Source organism: Streptomyces sp. NPDC032822, assembly GCF_055578825.1.
The window spans coordinates 93,036-111,476 of sequence record NZ_JBVIOL010000017.1; the positions used below are offsets into that span (position 1 = coordinate 93,036).

General features: G+C 71.7%; 14 protein-coding genes. 5 read left to right on the plus strand and 9 right to left on the minus strand.

Annotated elements, in window-relative coordinates:
* Positions 1-66 precede the first annotated feature (66 nt).
* Positions 67-654 (plus strand): TetR/AcrR family transcriptional regulator, encoded by a 588-nt coding sequence (locus ACZ5VD_RS35140; RefSeq protein ID WP_468553841.1) that lies wholly within the window; start codon positions 67-69, stop codon positions 652-654.
* A gap of 66 nt (positions 655-720) precedes the next feature.
* Here ACZ5VD_RS35140 and ACZ5VD_RS35145 read toward each other — a convergent pair whose 3' ends face one another.
* The 4 genes from ACZ5VD_RS35145 to ACZ5VD_RS35160 all read right to left on the minus strand — a co-directional run bounded on the left by ACZ5VD_RS35145 (position 721) and on the right by ACZ5VD_RS35160 (position 5,234).
* Positions 721-2,301 (minus strand): hypothetical protein, encoded by a 1,581-nt coding sequence (locus ACZ5VD_RS35145; RefSeq protein ID WP_468684587.1) that lies wholly within the window; start codon positions 2,299-2,301, stop codon positions 721-723.
* A gap of 203 nt (positions 2,302-2,504) precedes the next feature.
* Positions 2,505-2,963 carry a hypothetical protein gene (locus tag ACZ5VD_RS35150; protein ID WP_468553839.1) on the minus strand — a complete coding sequence of 153 codons (459 nt, stop codon included), beginning with the start codon at positions 2,961-2,963 and terminating at the stop codon, positions 2,505-2,507.
* A gap of 90 nt (positions 2,964-3,053) precedes the next feature.
* Complete coding sequence (locus tag ACZ5VD_RS35155) at positions 3,054-4,004, minus strand: hypothetical protein (RefSeq protein WP_468684589.1); 951 nt, start codon at positions 4,002-4,004, stop codon at positions 3,054-3,056.
* Between the two features lie 201 nt (positions 4,005-4,205).
* Positions 4,206-5,234 carry an ArsR family transcriptional regulator gene (locus tag ACZ5VD_RS35160; RefSeq protein WP_468684590.1) on the minus strand — a complete coding sequence of 343 codons (1,029 nt, stop codon included), beginning with the start codon at positions 5,232-5,234 and terminating at the stop codon, positions 4,206-4,208.
* 222 nt (positions 5,235-5,456) lie between these two features.
* Between ACZ5VD_RS35160 and ACZ5VD_RS35165 the strand changes: the two genes are divergently transcribed.
* Positions 5,457-6,020, plus strand: a complete 564-nt coding sequence (locus ACZ5VD_RS35165; protein ID WP_468555047.1) for a snapalysin family zinc-dependent metalloprotease — start codon at positions 5,457-5,459, stop codon at positions 6,018-6,020.
* A gap of 135 nt (positions 6,021-6,155) precedes the next feature.
* On the opposite strand, the gene ACZ5VD_RS35170 is transcribed toward ACZ5VD_RS35165, so the two are convergent.
* The 3 genes from ACZ5VD_RS35170 to ACZ5VD_RS35180 form a co-directional block, all read right to left on the minus strand.
* On the minus strand, positions 6,156-7,133 hold the full coding sequence (locus ACZ5VD_RS35170; RefSeq protein ID WP_468555046.1) for a bile acid:sodium symporter family protein: 978 nt from the start codon (positions 7,131-7,133) through the stop codon (positions 6,156-6,158).
* A 57-nt stretch (positions 7,134-7,190) separates the two neighbouring features.
* The gene (locus tag ACZ5VD_RS35175; protein WP_468684592.1) at positions 7,191-7,895 is read right to left on the minus strand and encodes a DUF2470 domain-containing protein; all 705 of its coding nucleotides are present in this window, start codon (positions 7,893-7,895) and stop codon (positions 7,191-7,193) included.
* A gap of 163 nt (positions 7,896-8,058) precedes the next feature.
* On the minus strand, positions 8,059-10,329 hold the full coding sequence (locus ACZ5VD_RS35180; RefSeq protein ID WP_468684594.1) for a M4 family metallopeptidase: 2,271 nt from the start codon (positions 10,327-10,329) through the stop codon (positions 8,059-8,061).
* A 523-nt stretch (positions 10,330-10,852) separates the two neighbouring features.
* Between ACZ5VD_RS35180 and ACZ5VD_RS35185 the strand changes: the two genes are divergently transcribed.
* The 3 genes from ACZ5VD_RS35185 (at position 10,853) to ACZ5VD_RS35195 (ending at position 14,466) form a co-directional block, all read left to right on the plus strand.
* Positions 10,853-12,664, plus strand: a complete 1,812-nt coding sequence (locus tag ACZ5VD_RS35185; RefSeq protein ID WP_468684595.1) for a serine/threonine-protein kinase — start codon at positions 10,853-10,855, stop codon at positions 12,662-12,664.
* 39 nt (positions 12,665-12,703) lie between these two features.
* Positions 12,704-13,261 carry a DUF1990 family protein gene (locus ACZ5VD_RS35190; RefSeq protein ID WP_468555042.1) on the plus strand — a complete coding sequence of 186 codons (558 nt, stop codon included), beginning with the start codon at positions 12,704-12,706 and terminating at the stop codon, positions 13,259-13,261.
* A gap of 101 nt (positions 13,262-13,362) precedes the next feature.
* Complete coding sequence (locus ACZ5VD_RS35195; protein WP_468684597.1) at positions 13,363-14,466, plus strand: hypothetical protein; 1,104 nt, start codon at positions 13,363-13,365, stop codon at positions 14,464-14,466.
* Positions 14,467-14,497: 31 nt separating this feature from the next.
* Here the strand turns inward: ACZ5VD_RS35195 and ACZ5VD_RS35200 are convergent, their stop codons facing one another.
* Entirely contained in the window at positions 14,498-15,400 is a 903-nt protein-coding gene (locus tag ACZ5VD_RS35200; protein WP_468684599.1) for an aminoglycoside phosphotransferase family protein, read from the minus strand.
* A 227-nt stretch (positions 15,401-15,627) separates the two neighbouring features.
* Positions 15,628-18,402 (minus strand): M4 family metallopeptidase, encoded by a 2,775-nt coding sequence (locus ACZ5VD_RS35205; protein WP_468684601.1) that lies wholly within the window; start codon positions 18,400-18,402, stop codon positions 15,628-15,630.
* Between the last annotated feature and the right edge of the window lie 39 nt (positions 18,403-18,441).

Consider the following 18,441-nt stretch of genomic DNA (forward strand, 5'->3'; position numbering starts at 1 on the left):
CTATTTACAGTGGCACACCGGAAGCGCGACAGGCAAACAAACTGTTCTGTTTGATAGCGTGGAAACATGGCTGATCAGCCCCTGACCGCGCGCGGCGCGGCGACGTACCAGCGCATCCTCGACGTGGCGACCCGGGAGTTCGCCGAGCACGGGATCGCCGGAGCGCGCGTCGAGCGGATCGTCGCCGCCGCCCGCACCAACAAGGCGCAGCTGTACGCCTACTTCGGCAGCAAGGACGGGCTCTTCGACGCCATCTTCTTCGGCTCGCTGGAGCGGATCGTGAACGTCGTACCGATCGACGCCGCCGACCTCGCGGACTGGGCCGTCCGCCTCTACGACGAGTACCTCCGCCGCCCCGACCTCATCCGACTGGCCACCTGGGCACGCCTGGAGCGCCGCCCGGCCGGCCACCTGGTGGACGACCCCGACCGCCTCGACGACCGCAAGCTGCGGGCCATCGCCGACGCGCAGGCCGCCGGTCAGGTGCGCCGGGGAGACCCGTTCGACGTGATGGCCATGGTGATCGCCATGTCCATGGCCTGGTCACCGGTCAGCAACGTCTACGCGGCGACCGCCCAGGAGGCCCCCGAAGCGCACGAGCAGCGCCGCGCCCTGCTGCGCGAGAGCGTCCGCCGCGCCATGACGGCCGACTGAGTCCGACTGCTCGGCCCCTTCCGGCTCCCGCCGTCCGTCCGCGTGTCCGCGTGTCCGCGGGCCGCGTCAGTAGCTGAAGCTCGTCGTGTAGGCGCACTCGGTGTAGATGTAGCCCGACGACAGCTTGGCGGTGTCCGAGGCCGGGGATTTGCCGTCCCCTTCCTGGGACTTGTGCACGAAGTAGGTGGTGCCGACGGGCAGCCGGATGGTCCGCTGGGGGTAGTTCTTGCCGCTGTCGCTGCACGGCTCGAAGCCGAGCACCGAGGAGCCGATCAGTGAGTACGAGGTGCAACTGCCGCAGGCCTTGAGGGTGAAGCTCCCGGTCACCGGTCCGGTGTACATGACCGTGATGTCGTCGGGGCTGTCGTTCTTGACCGTGACGGAGATGCTGCCGCCCGAGGCCGTGGTCGGCAGCCGCTTGCCGGCCGCGGGGATCGTCTGGGCGATCTCGGCGGCGATGGCTATCTTCTTGGCGCGCTCGCGGTTCTTGTGGTGCGGGTTGTCCTTGGCGAAGGCGTTCATGGTGGTGACGGCGTCGCTGAAGTCGCCGTCCTTGTACTGGTCGACACCGCAGGTGTACGTGCCCGATGCCGCGCTCGAATCGGCCCGGTCGGCGTCCTTCTCGAAGCCGTCGGTCAGATCCGCCGGCTCCGTCGGGAGGGTACGGACCTGGGCGCCGAGGCCTTCGAGCCGCTCGACGGCCGGGCAGGGCTCGTCACCGCGCACGGACTTCACCGCCTTGTCGACGGCGGCCTGCACGGCGGGCTCCACCTTCCCGGCCTGCGCGGACTTCGGGAACGTCGACAGGAGTTCCGCGAACTGGGCGGTCCAGCCCTCGGATCCACCGCTCAGTGACGTCGAGGCGCACTCGTAGAGCGACGTCGCCAGCCGGTCGTCCGGCCAGCCGGACAGGGCCCCGAGATCCTTCTTGTCCACCGTGCCCGGGACCGTGCGGAGGTACTTCAACGGCGCTATGGCGGCACAGTAGTTCTTCTCCGCGTAGGCGGAGGCGACGGTCGTGTAGTAGGTCCTGAGCCGGTCGGGAACCCGCTCGGCGGCCCGCGAGCCCGGGTGGTCGTCGCTGAGCCCGCCGTAGACGGCCAGCGCCCGGCGGTAGCCCGCCTCGGCCGTCTCGAAGGGCTGCGTCCCGGACTCCGCGACCAGTTCGTCCGCCCCGTCCAGCCGTTCCAGCAGCATCTGTTCGGTGGCCTCGTCGCGCGCCCCGTCGTACAGGACGACGCCTCCGGCGGGAACGGCCAGCAGCACGATGCCCAGTGCGGCCGCGATCGGCGTGCTCGGCGGCCATACGAGGGGGGTCCGCAGGCCGGCGAACGCCCCGTGCGCGGCGGCGAGCACCAGGAAGACCAGGTAGAGAACGAGCACCGTGCCGGGGACCCCGTCCGGGTCCGCCGGCAGGCTCAGCAGAAGCAGGAGCGCCGTCGCGACCCAGCAGGCGGCCATCGGCCCCCAGCGGCGCAGGAGGGCGTAACCGAGGCCGAGCCCGCAGAGGTTCAGCAACGCGACCGCGACGGCCCGCCACGGGTCCGCGGGTGCGAGTGGTGGCGGCGGAGGCGGCGGCGATGGTGGCGCGGTGGGCATGGGCGGAACGACGAAGTCGTCACGCGGGTCATGATGATCCCAGGACATGATGGCTCCCCAAGTCCACACGCCTGAAGTTCTATGACTTGTCATGGTACGGCCAGTGGCTGATTCATGACAGAGGGTGGGCCGTAGGGACTGGGGTCCGACGGCCGCCGCCGAGCGGTAGGCGCCCCCGGGGAGGCAGGGAACAGGGCCGTGGCCCGCCGGGGTGCGGCGGGCCACGGGGACAGGACGTGGTGCGGCAGAAGTCAGGAGTCCAGGAACTTCCCGCAGGAGCCCTCGGCCAGCCAGCGGTGCGAGCTGATCTCGTTGTCCACGGCGTAACCGCTGGTGAACGTGAACCCGTTGAGGCTGCTCATGTAGTACTCGGACTTCTTGATGCAGGTGTGACCGCCGGCCCAGTCCTCTCCCGTCCCGTTGAAGACCTGGACGGCGAGGCCGGAGGTTCCCTTGTGCAGGATGGACTCCGCGTTGTTCGTGTCGCCGCCCTGGAACGCCCCCTGGCCGTTGCCCCAGTTCGCGTCCACGCCGTCGGCGCTGCCGAGGTAGCCGGTGCAGTTGTCGCCCGAGTAGGCGTAGAAGTAGCCGGCGGTGGCGTTGGCCCACGCGGTGTCGCACGGCGTGGCGGCCTGGGCGGCGCCGGAGGGGACGATCACCGCGAGGCCTGCGAGGCCGAGGGTGGCAGCTACGGCCAGGGTCTTGCGCATGAGGGATCACTCCTAGTTCTGCTGATGTCGTGCGGGATGCTCCGCGGGCGAGGTGCCGCGGACGTGTGGGGAGGGCCCGATCGTCTGTCGTCAGGCGCCGGAGCCGGTGAGGTCCTCGGCCCGGTTCAGTGCGGTCAGGGCCATGCGCCGGTAGGTGGCGATGTCCGTGGCGTACCGGCCGAGTCGCTTGTCGCGGTACTCGGCGTCCAGGGTGTGGGCCGTCTCGGACAGCGGGGTGCCGGTCGCGCAGGTGGCCTCCGCGACCGCCAGCTCGACTTCGACGGCGTAGGCCTTGCGGGACGTCAATCCCTCGGTGAGCGCGGGGAGTTCGCGCCGGATGCTCGGCGGGTCGGCGTAGGGGTGGCCGCTGCGGCGCATACAGGTCGACCACTGTTCGACAGCGTGGGTGAAGCGCTTGTCCTTGATCAGGGCGGGCACGTACAGCGGGGACAGGTTGGTGGCGGTCTTCTCCGCCCGGAACCAGGTCTCGAAGTCGCCGTAGAGCCGGTTCTTCGCCTCGGTCTGGCAACTGTGGCGCGGGGTCTGGACGGTGCCGCCGGCGGGCAGTTCGGCGCTCAGCATCCCGCTCGACGGGCCGCCTTCGAGGGTCTTGCCGTAGCGGATGCGCTCCTGGCGCGGGAGCGTGTTGGCGTAGCGGCTGTTCGGGTCGTCGCGCTGGACGTCCTGAAGCCGGTCCGTGAGCCGGCTGCCGTAGCCGTGCTTCCTGGCCCAGGCGATGTCGGAGAGGACGTATCCGTTGCCCTTGAGGTCGTCGACGGTCACCGCCGTCCACACCCAGTACCTGAAGCCCTCGCTCTCCATGCACTTCTTCACGAGCTGGGCCTCGGCGCGCTGAACGAGGAGTTGCTCGGCGTCGGTCAGCTCCCGGCCGCCGGCCCCGGGACCCGAGGCCGCGTCGACCGTCCCGGCGCTGCCGGCGCCGGCCCGGCCGCCGTCCTGGTTCGCGCTCGCGGTGCAGCCGGCCGACGTCATGGCGACGACGGCCGCACCCACGCAGGCGAGGGCGCACGCTCGCTTCATGCCGGTCCCCCCTTGATTCGGCCGGGCCCCGTGGCGGGGCGTGCCGCATACGATTCCCTGCGGTACGGCCTCAGGCCATGCCTTTGCAGCTCACCGCAAAAGCACAGGTCAGCGGGGGGATGTCGACGTTCGGCGGTCGGCGGGCACCTGGTTTGTGTCGCCCGAGGTGGTTCCTTCGGACACCTCACGCCGGCGCGTCACTCAGGGGCGTACCGACTCCGGCCGGGGAGCCGGCGTGGCGGTCACGGCACGGAGCACGGAGGCGCCGAGCGGGGTGAGCGTGTGCAGGACCGTCGCGCCGTCCCGGGTGGTGGTGATCAGGCCGGCGTTGCGCAGGGCCGTCGCGTGCCTGCTGGCGGAGGACGCGGACACGTCGGCGGCGCGCGCTATCTCGCCGGTCGTGGCTCCGGTGGCCGTGGCGTGGAGGGTGGCGGCGCGTGCCCGTCCGAGCAGCTCGGTCAGCGGACGGTCGGCGGACGCGCTCCCCAAGAGGCCGTCCGGGAGGGGCTGTTCGTGCAGGAGCGGGTAGTACAGGACGGGCGGCAACTCAGGGTCGGCGAGGCTGACCGGGGCGTCCCAGCAGAAGTAGGAGGGGACGAGCGTGATGCCCCGTCCGTTGAGGTGCAGGTCGCGTTCCTGCGCGGGATAGCGGACGTGCAGCACGGGGCGCCGCCACTGCATGGTGGGGCCGAGACCGGCGAGCATGCCCTCGATGCCCCCGTCCATGAGCCCACGACATCGCGCGGTGCGCTCGGCCTCGATCCGGGCCGCCATCCGGTCATGGAAGGGGGTGATGACGGCACCGTAGTAGGCGCGTAACACCCCTGCCAGCGCGGCCCGTTCCGGCTGCTCCGCGAGCCGGTGGGCCCAGGACGGTGCTCCGACGGCCCGGTCGAGCAGTTCGATCTCCGCCCCGACGCGTCGGGGCGGGGTGGCGAGGAGTTCGTCGAGTCCGGCGTTCAGGTCGCCCGGCGTGTGCGCGGGCGTGAGGAAGTCGGGGAAGTACGCGGCTCTCGGGTACAGCGGCAGCAGTGTGCCGCGCAGGGCCCGCTCCAACCCCTGCTCACGCACCGCCACTCGGGCTCCGCGGTACCAGTCGGCGTAGGCCCACCGGCCCCGCCGCGACTGCAGCCGGTGCAGGCTCGCGGCGATCTCCCACAGCGGGTCCAGACGCGTCGCGACGCGCGTTCTCGCTAGGTCGATTTCGGTGAAATGTATCCGGAGTGCCACGTTCTCCCCCTGCTGAACTGGGCTTTTGCAACCAGGGCAACAGGATGGCCGACCGGGGGAGTTGAGGCAATCACAGAAAGAGCACACCGTGATCACTTGACGCACACAATATTGTTCGGGTGCCGATTGACGGATTGGGGTCCGCGCGGTGTGGGGAGGGAGCCTGACAGTGTGTGGCATGAGCATGCCTGTTCTTCTTTCTCCCCCCACAGGAGGCCGACCATGTACGCGCGCACCTTCACCCATGGCTTCACCGCTGCCCTCACGGTGGCTCTCACCCTGGCCGGCGGCCAGGCCTACGCCGCGGCGCCGGGCGCCGCCGAGCAGGTGGCCGCCGCCCGCGTCGTCACCTACGACGCGAGTGCGTCGGCCGAGTTCAAGGCCGCCGTCGACCGGGGCGCGGCGATCTGGAACGAGAGCGTGGACGCCGTCGAACTGCGCCCGGCGACCGCCGGCCAGCGCGCCAACATCCGCGTCCTGGCCGACAACGGCTGGCCCCGGGCGCTCACCACCTCGCTCGGCAACGGAACGGTCTACATCGGGCGCCAGGCCGTCGACGAGGGCTACAACACGGTTCGGATCTCGGCGCACGAACTCGGTCACATCCTCGGCCTGCCGGACCGCAAGCCCGGACCCTGCACCAGCCTGATGTCCGGTTCCAGCGCCGGCGTACCGTGCACGAATCCCTACCCGAACGCGGCCGAGAAGGCGCAGGTCGAGGGCAACTTCGGCGCCGCGCTCGCCCCCGCGGCGTCGACCGTCCGCAACGTGCTGGTCGTGGACTGAGTCACGGACGTGCGCGGGGACGGACCGTTCCCGCGCACACCGGTCAGCTGCCGGGGACGCCGATGCCGGCGCTCGTGCCCGGCTGATGCCGTCCAGGGCCGGGACAGCGACGGAACTCCCGGTGTCCGCGGGCCGTCAGCGCGTCCGGCGGGACAGCCAGGCGGCGGCCAGGGCGCCGGAGACGTTGTGCCAGACGGAGAACACCGCGGCCGGCAGGGCGGCCAGCGGACTGAAGTGGGCGGTGGCCAGCGAGGCCGCGAGCCCGGAGTTCTGCATGCCGACCTCGAAGGCCATGGCACGGCTCCCCGGCTCACCGAGCCGGGCGACGCGTCCCGCGCCGTACCCCAGCGCCAGTCCGAGGCCGTTGTGCAGCACCACGGCGACGAACACCAGCAGGGCGGCCGACTTGATGGCGGCGGCGCTGCCCGCCACGACCACCGTCACGATCACGCCGATGGTCAGCGCGGACAGCCAGGGCAGCACCGGCAGGGCCCGCTGGACGTATCGGCCCGCCAGAAGGCGTACCAGGAGACCCGCCAGCACCGGCAGCAGCACCGTCTTGAGGATGTCGGTGACCATGGAGCCGGCGTCGACCGGCAGGTACTCACCCGCCAGCAGCAGTGTGAGGGGCGGGGTGACCAGCGGGGCCACGAGCGTGGAGACGGTCGCCACGGAGACGGACAGCGCGACGTCGCCGCGCGCCAGATAGGTCACCACGTTGGAGGCGGTGCCGCTGGGGGCGCAGCCGACGAGGATCACCCCCGCGGCCAACTGCGGCGGCAGCTGGAGCAGATGGGCGACGGCCCAGCCGAGCCCCGGCATGATGACGTAGTGCGCCACCAGCCCGAGGGCCACCGCCCAGGGCCGCTTGGCGACACCGCGGAAGTCCTGCGGGGTCATGGTGATGCCCATGCAGAACATCACCACGCCCAGGAGGTACGGCACCGTCTCGCCCCAGCCGGTGAAGCCGCCAGGGAACAGCAGTCCGACGGCGCCGGCCGCGAGGACGAGGACCGGGAAGACGGTGACCGCGCGTCGCGCGGAGCGGTCGTCGGCGACGTCGTCGCCGTGGGGTGCGGATTCTTGCGGCGGTGCGGGGCGTTCGGTACTCACCGTTCGAGGCAACGCCCGGTCAGGGGTGCGATGCAAGCGTGTCTCGCGATGTGATCATCAGGCGATGAGCCGGTTGGAGTGCGAGGAGCGGCGGGCCGCCGCGATGAGGGCGTGGATCCGAGGGGTCGCCTGCTCGATGTCGGCCACGGGCGTCGGGAACGGCAGCCGGACGTCGCGCTGGGAACTGCCGTATTCCAGGCGCAGGGTGAGTCCGTAGCGGTCCATGGCCACCGGGACGGCGCGCAGCATGCCCTGCCGCGGCTGTGGCTGGACGAGGCGGAGCAGGAGCAGGACGAGGTCGCCGTGGCCGTCCATGAGGTGCGTCAGCAGGTCGGCCTCGTGGGGCGCGACCGGGTCGGGCTCGGTCGCCTGCAGCATGTCCAGGGTCACGAACGTACGCCCCGAGGCGTCTTCGAGGACCGCCTGCCCGAACTCCATGCAGGTGCTCTCCGCGGACTCCGCCCGGTATGGGGCCGGCAGCAGACCGGTCAGGGTGAGGCGGGCGCGCAGGCGTTCGCGGACGGGTGTCGGCGCGATGTCCGCGAACTCCAGCCGGACGGGGACGCGTTCGGCGGGCCGGGCGGGTCCGGCTTCCCCGGGGGCGTGCAGGTGGATGTGGCCCATCGCTCCCACGCCGTCGAATCGGTGCACTTCGCGGTGCAGCCCGTCGGCCGAGACGGTCATCGAATGGGCCACGGCCAGGATCGACCGCACGCGCTCGGCAGGGCTCGGCTGCGTGACGTGGGAACGACGAAGGGCCATCTCTGTTCTCCAGTTGCGTGGTCGAAGAGAACCGCACGGTGTACTTAGGTAAGCCTAACCTAAGAATTCTTGGGAGTGGAGTGCCCTTCCGGGACAGCCGGTTCCCGGAACACGTCCGCCCGGCACCGTGACCGGTGCCGGGCGGACGGGGAGCGGGCCGAGGTCAGGGAGTCAGTTGCCAGCCCCGGATGTAGCCCACGTCGATCGCCGCGACATCACGCACCCGCAGCTTCCACGTGCCCTCGACGGGCTGCGCGGAGGCATCCACGGTGAAGGTCTGGTCGACGTTGTCGGCGGCGCCGCCGCTGCGGTTGAGCAGCGAGTACACCGTGCCGTTCGGGCCGACCAGGTCGACGGTCAGGTCACCGCGGTAGGTGTGCACGATGTCGACGTACACCTGGGTGGTGGCCGACGCGTTGCCCGAGCGGCCGGTGACCGTGACGGGCGACTCCACCGCCGCCCCCACGTCGGGGATGTCCACCCGGGTGGAGTTGGCGTAGATGTACGCGATCCGCCAGGTGAAGGCCTCCGTGACGGACGAGCCCGTGCTGTCCGTGACGGTCACCTCGACCTCGCTGGACCCGGTGGTGGTCGGCACACCCGAGATCAGGCCGTCCGCGTCGAGGGCGAGCCCGTCCGGCAGACCGGTCGCCTCGTAGGAGAGCGTGGCGCCCGAGTTGGTGGTGTACGCCTCCACCTGGAGGCCGACCTCCTGGCCCACCCCGCTGCTCCGGTCGCCGATCCCGGCCACGTTGACGCCCAGCGCGATACGACCACCGACATTGATGGCGGCCCAGGCGTCGGCCACGGTGAGGTAGGTCGCGCTGTACGCGCCGAACAGGTCGGCCGCCGCCCGCAGCGTGGCGACGCGCGCCGCCGCGTAGTCGGTCGACGAGGTCATGTACGTCGTCAGCGCCCGGTACCAGATGCGCGCGGCGTTCTCGATACCGATGCCGGCGACCGCCCCGCCGTCGTAGGTGGGACTGTCGTAGTCCACGCCGTTGACCGTCTTCGTCCCGCTGCCCTCGGAGAGCAGGTAGAAGAAGTGGTTGGCCGGGCCGGAGGAGTAGTGGACGTCGACGCTGCCGAGGGTGGAACTCCAGTAGTCGCGGGAGGCGCCGTCCTTGGACGGCTTGTCCATGTAGCGCAGCGGGGTGCCGTCACCGTTGATGTCGATCTTCTCGCCGACCAGGTAGTCCGGTACGTCGGCGGGCAGGTCGGCGCGGAACTCCACGGCGGCGGCGAAGATGTCGCTCGTCGCCTCGTTCAGCCCGCCGGACTCGCCCGCGTAGGTCAGACCCGCGGTGGCGCTGGTGACACCGTGGCTCATCTCGTGGGCGGCCACGTCGAGCGAGGTGAGCGGGGCGGCGTTGCCGGAGCCGTCGCCGTAGGTCATGCAGAAGCAGCTGTCGGACCAGAAGGCGTTGACGTAGTTGTTGCCGTAGTGGGCACGGCTGTAGGCGGCGACACCGTCGTTGCGGATGCCGTTGCGACCGTGCACGTCCTTGTAGTAGTCCCAGGTCGCCGCCGCGCCGAAGGCCACGTCGACCCCGGCGGTCTGCCGGTCGGCCTGGGTGCCGTTGCCCCAGACATCGTTGTCGTCCGTGAACAGGGTGCCGGTGCCGGAGGTGCCCTGGTTGAGGTCGTAGGTGCGGTGCCCGGCCCGGTCGCCGTCGAGCAGCTGGTACGTCGAACCCGACAGCGTGGTGCCGAGCGGCACCGGACCGTTGAACTGGCCGACGCCCGTGCCGGTGTGCACACCCTCGTAGGTCTGGAGGGTCTTGCCGGAGGCGGCGTCCGTGACGACGTGCAACTCACTGGGCGTGCCGTCCTCCTGGACGCCCTCCACCACTGTCTCCCAGGCCAGCGAGGGCGCGTCGGAGACGGCCCACACGACGAGGCGGGGCGCGTCGCCGACCTCGGCGCGCGCGGTGTCGGCCTTCCTCGCGGCGGCGAGCGCCTTGGTGCCGGCCTTCGCGGCGGTCACCGCCGGGCGGGTGGAGGCGACGGCGACAGGCGTCTGTGTGGCCCGGGACGCGGTCGTGCCGCCGGCACCGGTGTGCACGACGAGGTCGCCGCCGAGGACCGGGAGCCCGGCGAAGGTGCGCTCGTAGCGGGTGTGGACGGTGCCGTCGGCGTCCTTGATGACGTCCTTGACCTGAAGCTTCTCCTTGGCGCCGAGGCCGAGTTCGCGGGCCGTGCCGGCTGCGGCCTGGCCGGCGCTCTTCAGGAGGGCGGCGCGCTTGGCGGGGGAGAGGGCGACGGGGGCGGCGCCGGCGCGAGGTGCGGCGCTGCTCCCGGCGGGACCGGGGTCGGCCGGGGCGGCCCCGGCGGAGCCGCTCTGTATGCCGACGGTGAGCAGGGTCGTGATGGTGGTCAGGGCGAGGGCGGCGGTGTATCTGCGCCGGTGGGCTGAGTGGTGGGGCCGGGGCACGGGCTTCTCCTTCTGTGAGGCCGGTCGGGGAACCGGGCCGGGACGGGCGGGACCGACGGGGTGGTGTCGGACAGGGGCCCGTCGAACGGGAAGGAACACCGCATACGCCAGGTCGCGCGGGTCTCCGCGCCGACCGTGACGTGCGAGGGGTGGGGCGTGGGGGTGGGGTGGCGCGATGTGGGGGGAGTGGGGGATGAGGTGGGGGAGTGAACGATTGGTGAACGTTCGAGAGAAGGGTGGCACCGCGCTCACAGGGTTGTCATGGGCGAGACAAAGTAACGGCCTGAATTGACCATTGCGTGCTGCGGGTTTGTCATGCGAGCAGAGATTTTCAGCCGGGCGGGTTCCTCCGGTGCCGTGCCGTGTGACCGCCGCGCAACCGCCATCAGGCGTGCCACACACGGGAGTTGACCATGAGCCGGTCGAGCGGACGGGCGTCGACGCCGGAGCGCCGCCGATGCGCCCGCCCGGGCCGGTGCCGGGACGGCGAACGGCGTCGGTGGCGACAATTAAGCTCCCGTACATGAGTGAGAGTGAGGCCGGCAGAGGCACCGGGAGACGGGTCGTCGACGGGCGCTTCGAGCTGGAGGCCCGCCTCGGCGGCGGTGGGATGGGGACGGTCTGGCGGGCCAGGGACCTGGTGCTGCACCGGTCGGTGGCGGTCGAGGAAGTCCGCCCGCCCGACCGGGACCTCGCCGAGTACGACCCGGACGGCGCGCGGATGCTGCGCGAGCGCGTGCTGCGCGAGGCCAGGGCCCTGGCCCGGATCGACCATCCGAACGTCGTGACCATCCACCACATAGTCGACGGCGGCGACGGCACCTACCCGTGGATCGTGATGGAACTGGTCGGCGGCGGCTCGCTGGCCGACCGGCTCGCCGAGGGGCCGATGCCACCGGCCGAGGCGGCCCGGATCGGCCGGGGTGTGCTGGCCGCGCTGCGCGCCGCGCACGAGGCCGGAATCCAGCACCGTGACGTCAAGCCCGCCAACGTCCTGCTGCGCCCCGACGGTCGTGCCGTCCTCACCGACTTCGGCATCGCCGCGATCCGCGAGACGACCGCCCTCACCGCCACCGGGTCCCTCATCGGAACGCCCGACTTCATGGCACCGGAACGCGTCTCGGGCCAGGAGGGCGGCCCCGCCTCCGACCTGTGGTCGCTGGCGATGATGCTGTACGCCGCCGTCGAGGGGCACCACCCGCTCCGCCGGGGCACCACTTTGGCCACCCTCGCAGCCGTCCTCCACGACGACGTACCGCCGCCGGTGCGTGCCGGTGCCCTGCGCGACATCCTGGTGAGCGTGCTCGTACGGGATCCGTCGGCGCGCCCGCCCGCGGCCGAGCTGGACCGCGATCTGGCACAGGCGGAGATGCCGGGGAAGGAGGCTGCGGACGCCGGTCCTTGGTCGGGCGCCGGTCCTGCGCCCTCGCGCGAGGAGCCCACCTCCTACCGGTTGAGCCCGCCGCCCGCCTCGGCGCCCGTCGCGCCGGAGGCCACCGCCGAACCGGCCACGTTCGTCCCGTCCGACGCCCCCGGTCCGGCGCGTGCGGCGGCCCCCGCCGGGTTCGGACCACCGCCGGTCCCGTCCGGCGGACCCGTACCCCTGCCGGTGACCGCGCCCGTGCGGACCGAACGCCGACGCGTCCCCGGCCGGTCGGTCCTGCTGGGTGTCTCGGGGACCTCGGTGGTCGGCGCGCTGGTTCTGCTCGGGTGGCTGCTGCCCTTCGGCGGCGACTCGGGCGACTCGGACGCGGGTGCCCCGGACGCACGCGTCTCGTCCAGCGTCTCGGCCCCGGAAACCACCGGCCCGCCGTCGAAGACGGCCACCTCTCCGACCGCCGCTTCCCCGGCCGCCCGGCAGTCGGCGAAACCGGGGGCCACGGGCATGCTCAGTCCGCACGGCATCCGCACCGCCATCAAGGCGTTCAAGGACGAGACCGGCCGGGACATGTACGGAAGCCTCTCCGTCCACCCGGAGTACGTGTCGGCCTGGCTGATGGTCAAGGGCAGTGACACCAAGTACGACACCTACACCTACCGCCCCGGCAAGGGCGTGGAGCAGGGCATCATCAAGGGCTCACTGCCGTCCTCCCTGCGGCCCGTCGGTCTCGACGACTTCGACTGGGACCGGGTCCCGGCGCTTCTCGAAGAGGCGGAGCGGAAGCTGAACGTCGAGGATCCCGAATCCCGCTACCTGCTGCTGGATCCGCCCAGCAACGTCTTCGGCACTCCGGGGGGCATGAACATCTACCTGAGCGGCGAGTACGGTCAGACCGGCTACCTGAAGGCCGACGCCGCCGGCAAGGTGACCCGCTTGTACCCCGCCGATGGCTGATCGGGCGAGGCTTCCGGCTTCCGGCACGAGGAGAGACAGATGACGGCGGACGCGAGCCGGCCGGGCGCGCCGCCCTCACGGGACGGCCTGAGCTACGGCATCCCGGGCGGGACACGTCCGGAGGACCCGCACTGGGGTGACGGTCCGCCCGGGTTCCGGCGGTTCGAACGGACCGTCGAGATCGGCCGGGGCGAGGACGCCTGGCGCACCGCGGCGGACGCCGTCATGCGCTGGGAGGTCAAGACACGCAGCGGCTTCAGGGTGGCCTCCGCGGACGGAGGCCGCACCCGGGCGCGGGAGCGGGGGCGCTACAGCGTCACGGCGGGGTGGGGCGGGTTCGTCGTCCGGGAGCCCGTCGAGGTCGTCGCCGTGGTGGAGACCTCCGGCCGGTGCGGCTTCGCGTACGGCACCCGGCACGGCCACCCGGTCAGCGGCGAGGAGGCCTTCGTCGTCCACCGTGACCACGGAGGCACGGTCTTCCTCACCCTCAGATCCCTGACCCGCCCCGCCCCCGCGGGTACTTGGCGGTACCTGTTCCCCTTCCTCCTCCTCGCCCAGCGGTACGCCCGGCGACGGTATCTGCGCGCGCTGGCCTGAGCCTTCGCCCTCCGAAGGGGAGCGGTTCACGTGGCGAAAGAGGCCGTGGCAGGACACGTAAGCTGATCGCGTTGCGAACGGAACAGAGGAAAGTTACGGGGATGCTCATGCGTACGCGCAGGACGACGGCCGCGATCGCGGGGGGTGGAGTGCTCGCGCTGGTCGTGACGGCGTGCGGGGCGGGTGACTCCGGGACGGGATCAGGTTCCGACAAGGGAACCAGCAAACCCGCCGTGGCCACGGCACTGACGGTCGAGTCGACGGTGCGCAAGGCGGTGTGGACCGACCGCAGCACCTCCCACCGGTTGACGCTGGCGCCCCAGCGGCTCGCGCGCGGTACGGCGGCGGATCTGGAAGACGTACAACTGGACGAGGACCTGAAGGGGTTGATCCCCTACTACCTCACCGTCAAGTACACCAACACCGGCTCGGCGCCGCTGGCCCAGCCGGACCCGGAGGCGAACTTCTCGGTCACCCTCGCGGACGGCACGCCCGGCGAGACGGTCTCCCTGTGGTCCAACCCCCTTGCCACCCAATCGAGTTCGTCGCTCCCCGACAACTGCGACAAGACCGGCCCCGCCTCGGTGGCGGCCGGCGCCACGGCCACGGTGTGCCGGCTCGTGATGCTGCCCAAGGGGCACAAGCCCGCCACCGTCGCCTACGCCGACGAGGCCGGTGAGACCCTGCTGTGGAAGGTCGCCGACGGCAAGGGCGACGACAACGGTGGCCGACTGCTGGCCGCGGGCACGACCGCCGACTCGGCACACGAGGACGTCACCACCGACGGCGTCGCCGTACCGATCCGTGTCACGCCGAAGAGTGTGCGCGTCGGCAGCCTGAAGGATCTCGACGCGTACGACCTCAATGACAGCCAGAAGAAGCTCGTGCCCTGGTACGTGACGGTCGCGTACCGCAACGACGGCAAGGTGAAGCTCCTGCCGACCATGGACGACGGCATCGGGATGCGCTCCGCCGGGGGCCGTGAGGTCCAGCCGGTGCCGCTGCTCGACCTCTCCTTCTCCGGCGCCGGGGAGGGCGAGGGCATCGACGAGTGCCGGGGCAGCGTGCCCAACACGCGTCTCGAACCGAACTCCGCCCTGACCCTGTGCACCGTCCACCTGCTCCCGAAGGGCGACCGCCCGGCGATGGTGTCCTTCACGGGCGAGGGCAAGGGCGTGAAGGCCCTGATGTGGCGGGCGGGTTAGCAACCCGCCCGCCGGTCCGCAGACCAGTCGATCAGCCGATGAGGGCCGCGTTGATCTGTCGGCTGGTCTGCGCGGCGACCCGGGGGCTGACGGCGGCGTAGGACGTGTAGGCGTTCAGGCCGGTGGCCAGGGCCCAGCCGCGGCCCCGGGTCCAGGTGGCGTCGTCGATGCCGAGCGCGCCGCGGAAAACAGCCCGGCTCCTGGCGGACATCAGGGTGAAGGCGATGATCAGGTCGCAGGCGGGGTCACCGATACCGAGCCCGCCGAAGTCGATGACCGCGCTGAGGCGGCCGTCGACGGTCAGCAGGTTGCCGGTGTGGAAGTCGCCGTGGAACCAGACCGGCGAGCGATCCCATCCGGGGGCGCTCAGCGCCGCGTCCCACAGCTCGGTCATGGCCGTGGCGTCGAACCTGCCGTCCAGCTCCGTGATCGCGGTGCGCGTCGCACGGTCCCGGTCGGCCGGCGGACCACCGGCGAGGTCCTCGCGGACGACGGTGACCGGGACGTCCTCGGGTGTGAACGCCTGAAGCGCGGTGAGGAACTCCGCCAGTCGGACGGCGGTCCGGGACGAGTCGGCCAGGGCCTCGGCGGTGGCCACCTCGCCGTCCAGCCAGCGGGACACCGCCCATGGCCAGGGGTAGCCGAAGTCGGGCTCACCCACCCCCACCGGTACGGGGACGGCCAGGGGCAGGTGCGGGGCGAGCCGGGGAAGCCACTCGAACTCCTTGGCGGCCTGTCCTACGGCCCCCGCGTGCCGGGGCAGCCGGACGGACAACTCCTCGCCGAGCCGGTGGATCACATGGTCCGAACCGGCCGGGTCGAGCAGTTCGAGCGGCAACTCGGCCCACTGCGGGAACTGCGTGTCGACCAGGCGCCTGGCCAGTACGGCGTCGATCGCGGGCCGGTGGTCCGCGGTTCTCCCGGTCGTCGCCAAGAACAACTCCCGCGCTGGGCCCGCTCCGTGCGGCGGACGGTCACCACCATCACAGCGTCTCGTGGCCCCGGCTGTCGATCGCTTTCCCGACCGACCCGACCGACCCCACGACCCGACGACCCCACGAACGACCGCACGCCGCACTCGGCGTCACGCGGCCTTCGGGCGGCCGGTGGTCCGCCGGACCAGAGGCCGGCGGACCACCGTTTCGCCCGCTGCCGGACCGGTCAGCCGCAGGTACCGCTCGGCCGGGTTCGCGTCACCACGTTGCTGACGCCGGTGGTCGCGTCGAGCCACACCACCTGGGTGCCCGGTGCCGCCGAGGCCGAGAGCTGCTCGCCCCGGTTGCAGGAGACCCGGCTCCGGCGCACGCCCTCGCCGGTGGCGGACGGCGAGAACTGCCAGAGCTTGGCCAGCGACTCGTTGCGGTACTCGCCGTCCGGCGTCCGGGCGATCATCGTCACCGCCGCCTCGGAAGCCGTCACGTCGGAGACGTTCAGTGCCTCCGGGCCGGTCTCCGTGCTGAGATCCGTGATGCCCGAGCCGTCGAGTCCGGCCCGGCGCAGGGTGGTGACGCCGTTCTGGCGGATCTCGTCGACCAGCCAGTAGACGTGTGTGCCGGTGACGGCCGTCGGTCCCGGACTGGCGGTGGGTGCGGCCTGCTGGATCACCGTCTCCTCGCCGGTCGCCACGTCGATCACCCGGGTGGTGGACTCGTACACCAGACTCACCCGCCGCCGGTCCTGGTAGACGACCTTCCCGTCGCTGACGGAGGGGAAGGTCGCCCTGCGGTAGGTGCCGCCTCCGCGCTGGACCACGTCGGAGGGGTTCTTGAGGCTCAGATAGGCCACGCCCGCCCGGCCGCCGTAGTTGTTGTAGGCGAAGGCCACCACGTCACCGTCGACGTCCAGCGCGCTGCCCACGCTCCGGCCGTGCCACAGGACCTTCACGGGTCCGCCCGCGAGAGGCCGGGCGAGGATGTCGACGCCGCTGGCCCCGTGCGCCTGCCACACCACCGTCCTGCCGTCGGTGGCCGGATTCACGTGGTAGCGGCCGTCGTTGGGGCTCATCAGCTTCAACCGGCCCGTGCCGTCGGTACGTCCGGCCCACACCGAGTACGGCTCGGAGCCCTCCTCGTTGGAGGAGGAGGCCGTCCACCAGTCGCCACCCGCACCGACGCGCGAGTCGGCGGTGTTGACGCGTTCCAGCAGCAGGTCGGAGTCGATGCCCAGGGCCAGTTCCCAGTTGGCCACGATGCCATGGGCGTTGAAGGCCCGCTGGACGGCCGTCAGGTCCTGGCCGCCGATCCCGAGGGCCTTGGCGGCGGCGACCACCGCGTCCCGGCCCTGGGTGAATCCGTCGAGCGGGGTGAGGTACTCGGTCAGCGCCTTGTAGACGATCCGGTCGGCGAGCGCGGGGTCGAGGTCCTCGCGGATGTCCCACAACGCCCCTGAGAAGATGGTGGAGTTGAGGTGGACGCCGCCGCTGTCCGTGCCGAACCCCACGCCGAGGAAGTGCTTGGCGGTGGTGCGCCCGTCGTTGAGGTCGCGGAGCGCGCACTCGCGCGCGGTCCTGGTCCGGCAGAGCGTCTCGCCCAGGAGCCCCGAGTCCGGGTCGTCCATGGCACCGCCGGACACCTCCGTCTCGATGGCGTTGCCGAAGTAGTCCGCGACCGCCTCGTTCAGGGCGCCGGACTGGCCCGCGTAGACGAGGCCGGCGGAGTGGTCGATGACACCGTGGGTCATCTCGTGTCCCACGACGTCCAGCCCGGCGGAGAGCGGGCGGTACTCGTCGTCGCCGGAGCCGTACACCATCTTCTGGCCGTCCCAGAAGGCGTTGACGTACGGCTGGCCGTAATCGGTCACCCCGACCAGGGAGTTGACCGTCATGCCCCGGCCGTCGAGGCTGTCCCGGGCGTGCTTGTTCTTGTAGTAGTCGTACACCTGCCCCGAGGCCCAGTGGGCGTCCACCGCGCCCGCCTCGGTCGCCTCGGCGCCGAAGGCCGGGGTCGGCGAGGCGAACTCCTGGATGCCGTCGGGCCAGACGCCGCCGACGTCACCGACCGACTTGTCGCGCGCGTCCCAGGTGGCGAGGACATCGCCGGTGTCGTTCTGGATCCGGGACCGGTCGCGCAGGACATGGGCGTCGCGCGACTCGTCGTGGGTGACCTGCAGTTCGACGGTCGTGCCGTCGAGCTTGACGCCGGAGCCCGCCACCGTCGCGGCCGGCTCCTCGGCGCCACCGCGGCGGCCTGTCGCGGTCCCGGCGGAGGCGGCCGTACCGGAGGCTGCCGTACCGGATGCGGTGAATGTCCGGATGCCGTTGTACTGGAGGACCGGGTATCCGGCCTGCGCGTCGATGTACACCTCGCGCAGCACCGGTTCGCCGCTCGCCGGATCCTTGCCCCGCACCGTGACATGCCGGGTGAGGACACCAGTTCCGGTGGGCAGTACGACCAGGCCGTGGGAGGTGCCGGTGAGCGAGGTCCCGTCCTCCTCGTCGTCCTCATGGGCGGTGAAGGTCTCGCCGCCGAGCCCGGACAGTACGGCGTCCACCGCCCGTTCGACGGCGAGCGCGTCGTCGACCTCGGCGGTGGTGTCGGCCCGCAGCCCGGTGAAGTACCGGCCCGAGGTGCCGGTGACGACCCGGTCGCCGTCCCGCCGTTCCATGCGGACGACGTACTCGCCGCCCAGCACCGGCACGCCGTGGTGCCGCTGGCGCAGGCGCACGGTCTCCTGGCCGTCGGCTGTGACGGTCCCGCCGGGTTCCAGGTCGCGGCCCGGGTCCGCGATGCGGTAGCGCTGCCGCTGGTCGGCGAGATGGGCGCGGGCCGCGTCCGCCGCGTTCCGTGCCGCCGGGGCCTGCTCCCGGATCCCCTCCACCAGGGCCGGTGTCGCCGTTCGCTGTCCCGGGATCACCTCTCCCGGACTCGGTGGTGGTGCCGCTTGCGCCGCACTCGCGGCGGTGGGCAGCGCCGACACGACGAGTGCGGCGACGCCCATGAGCGCCGCCGCACCGGAAATGCCGTGTCGTCCCGCTCT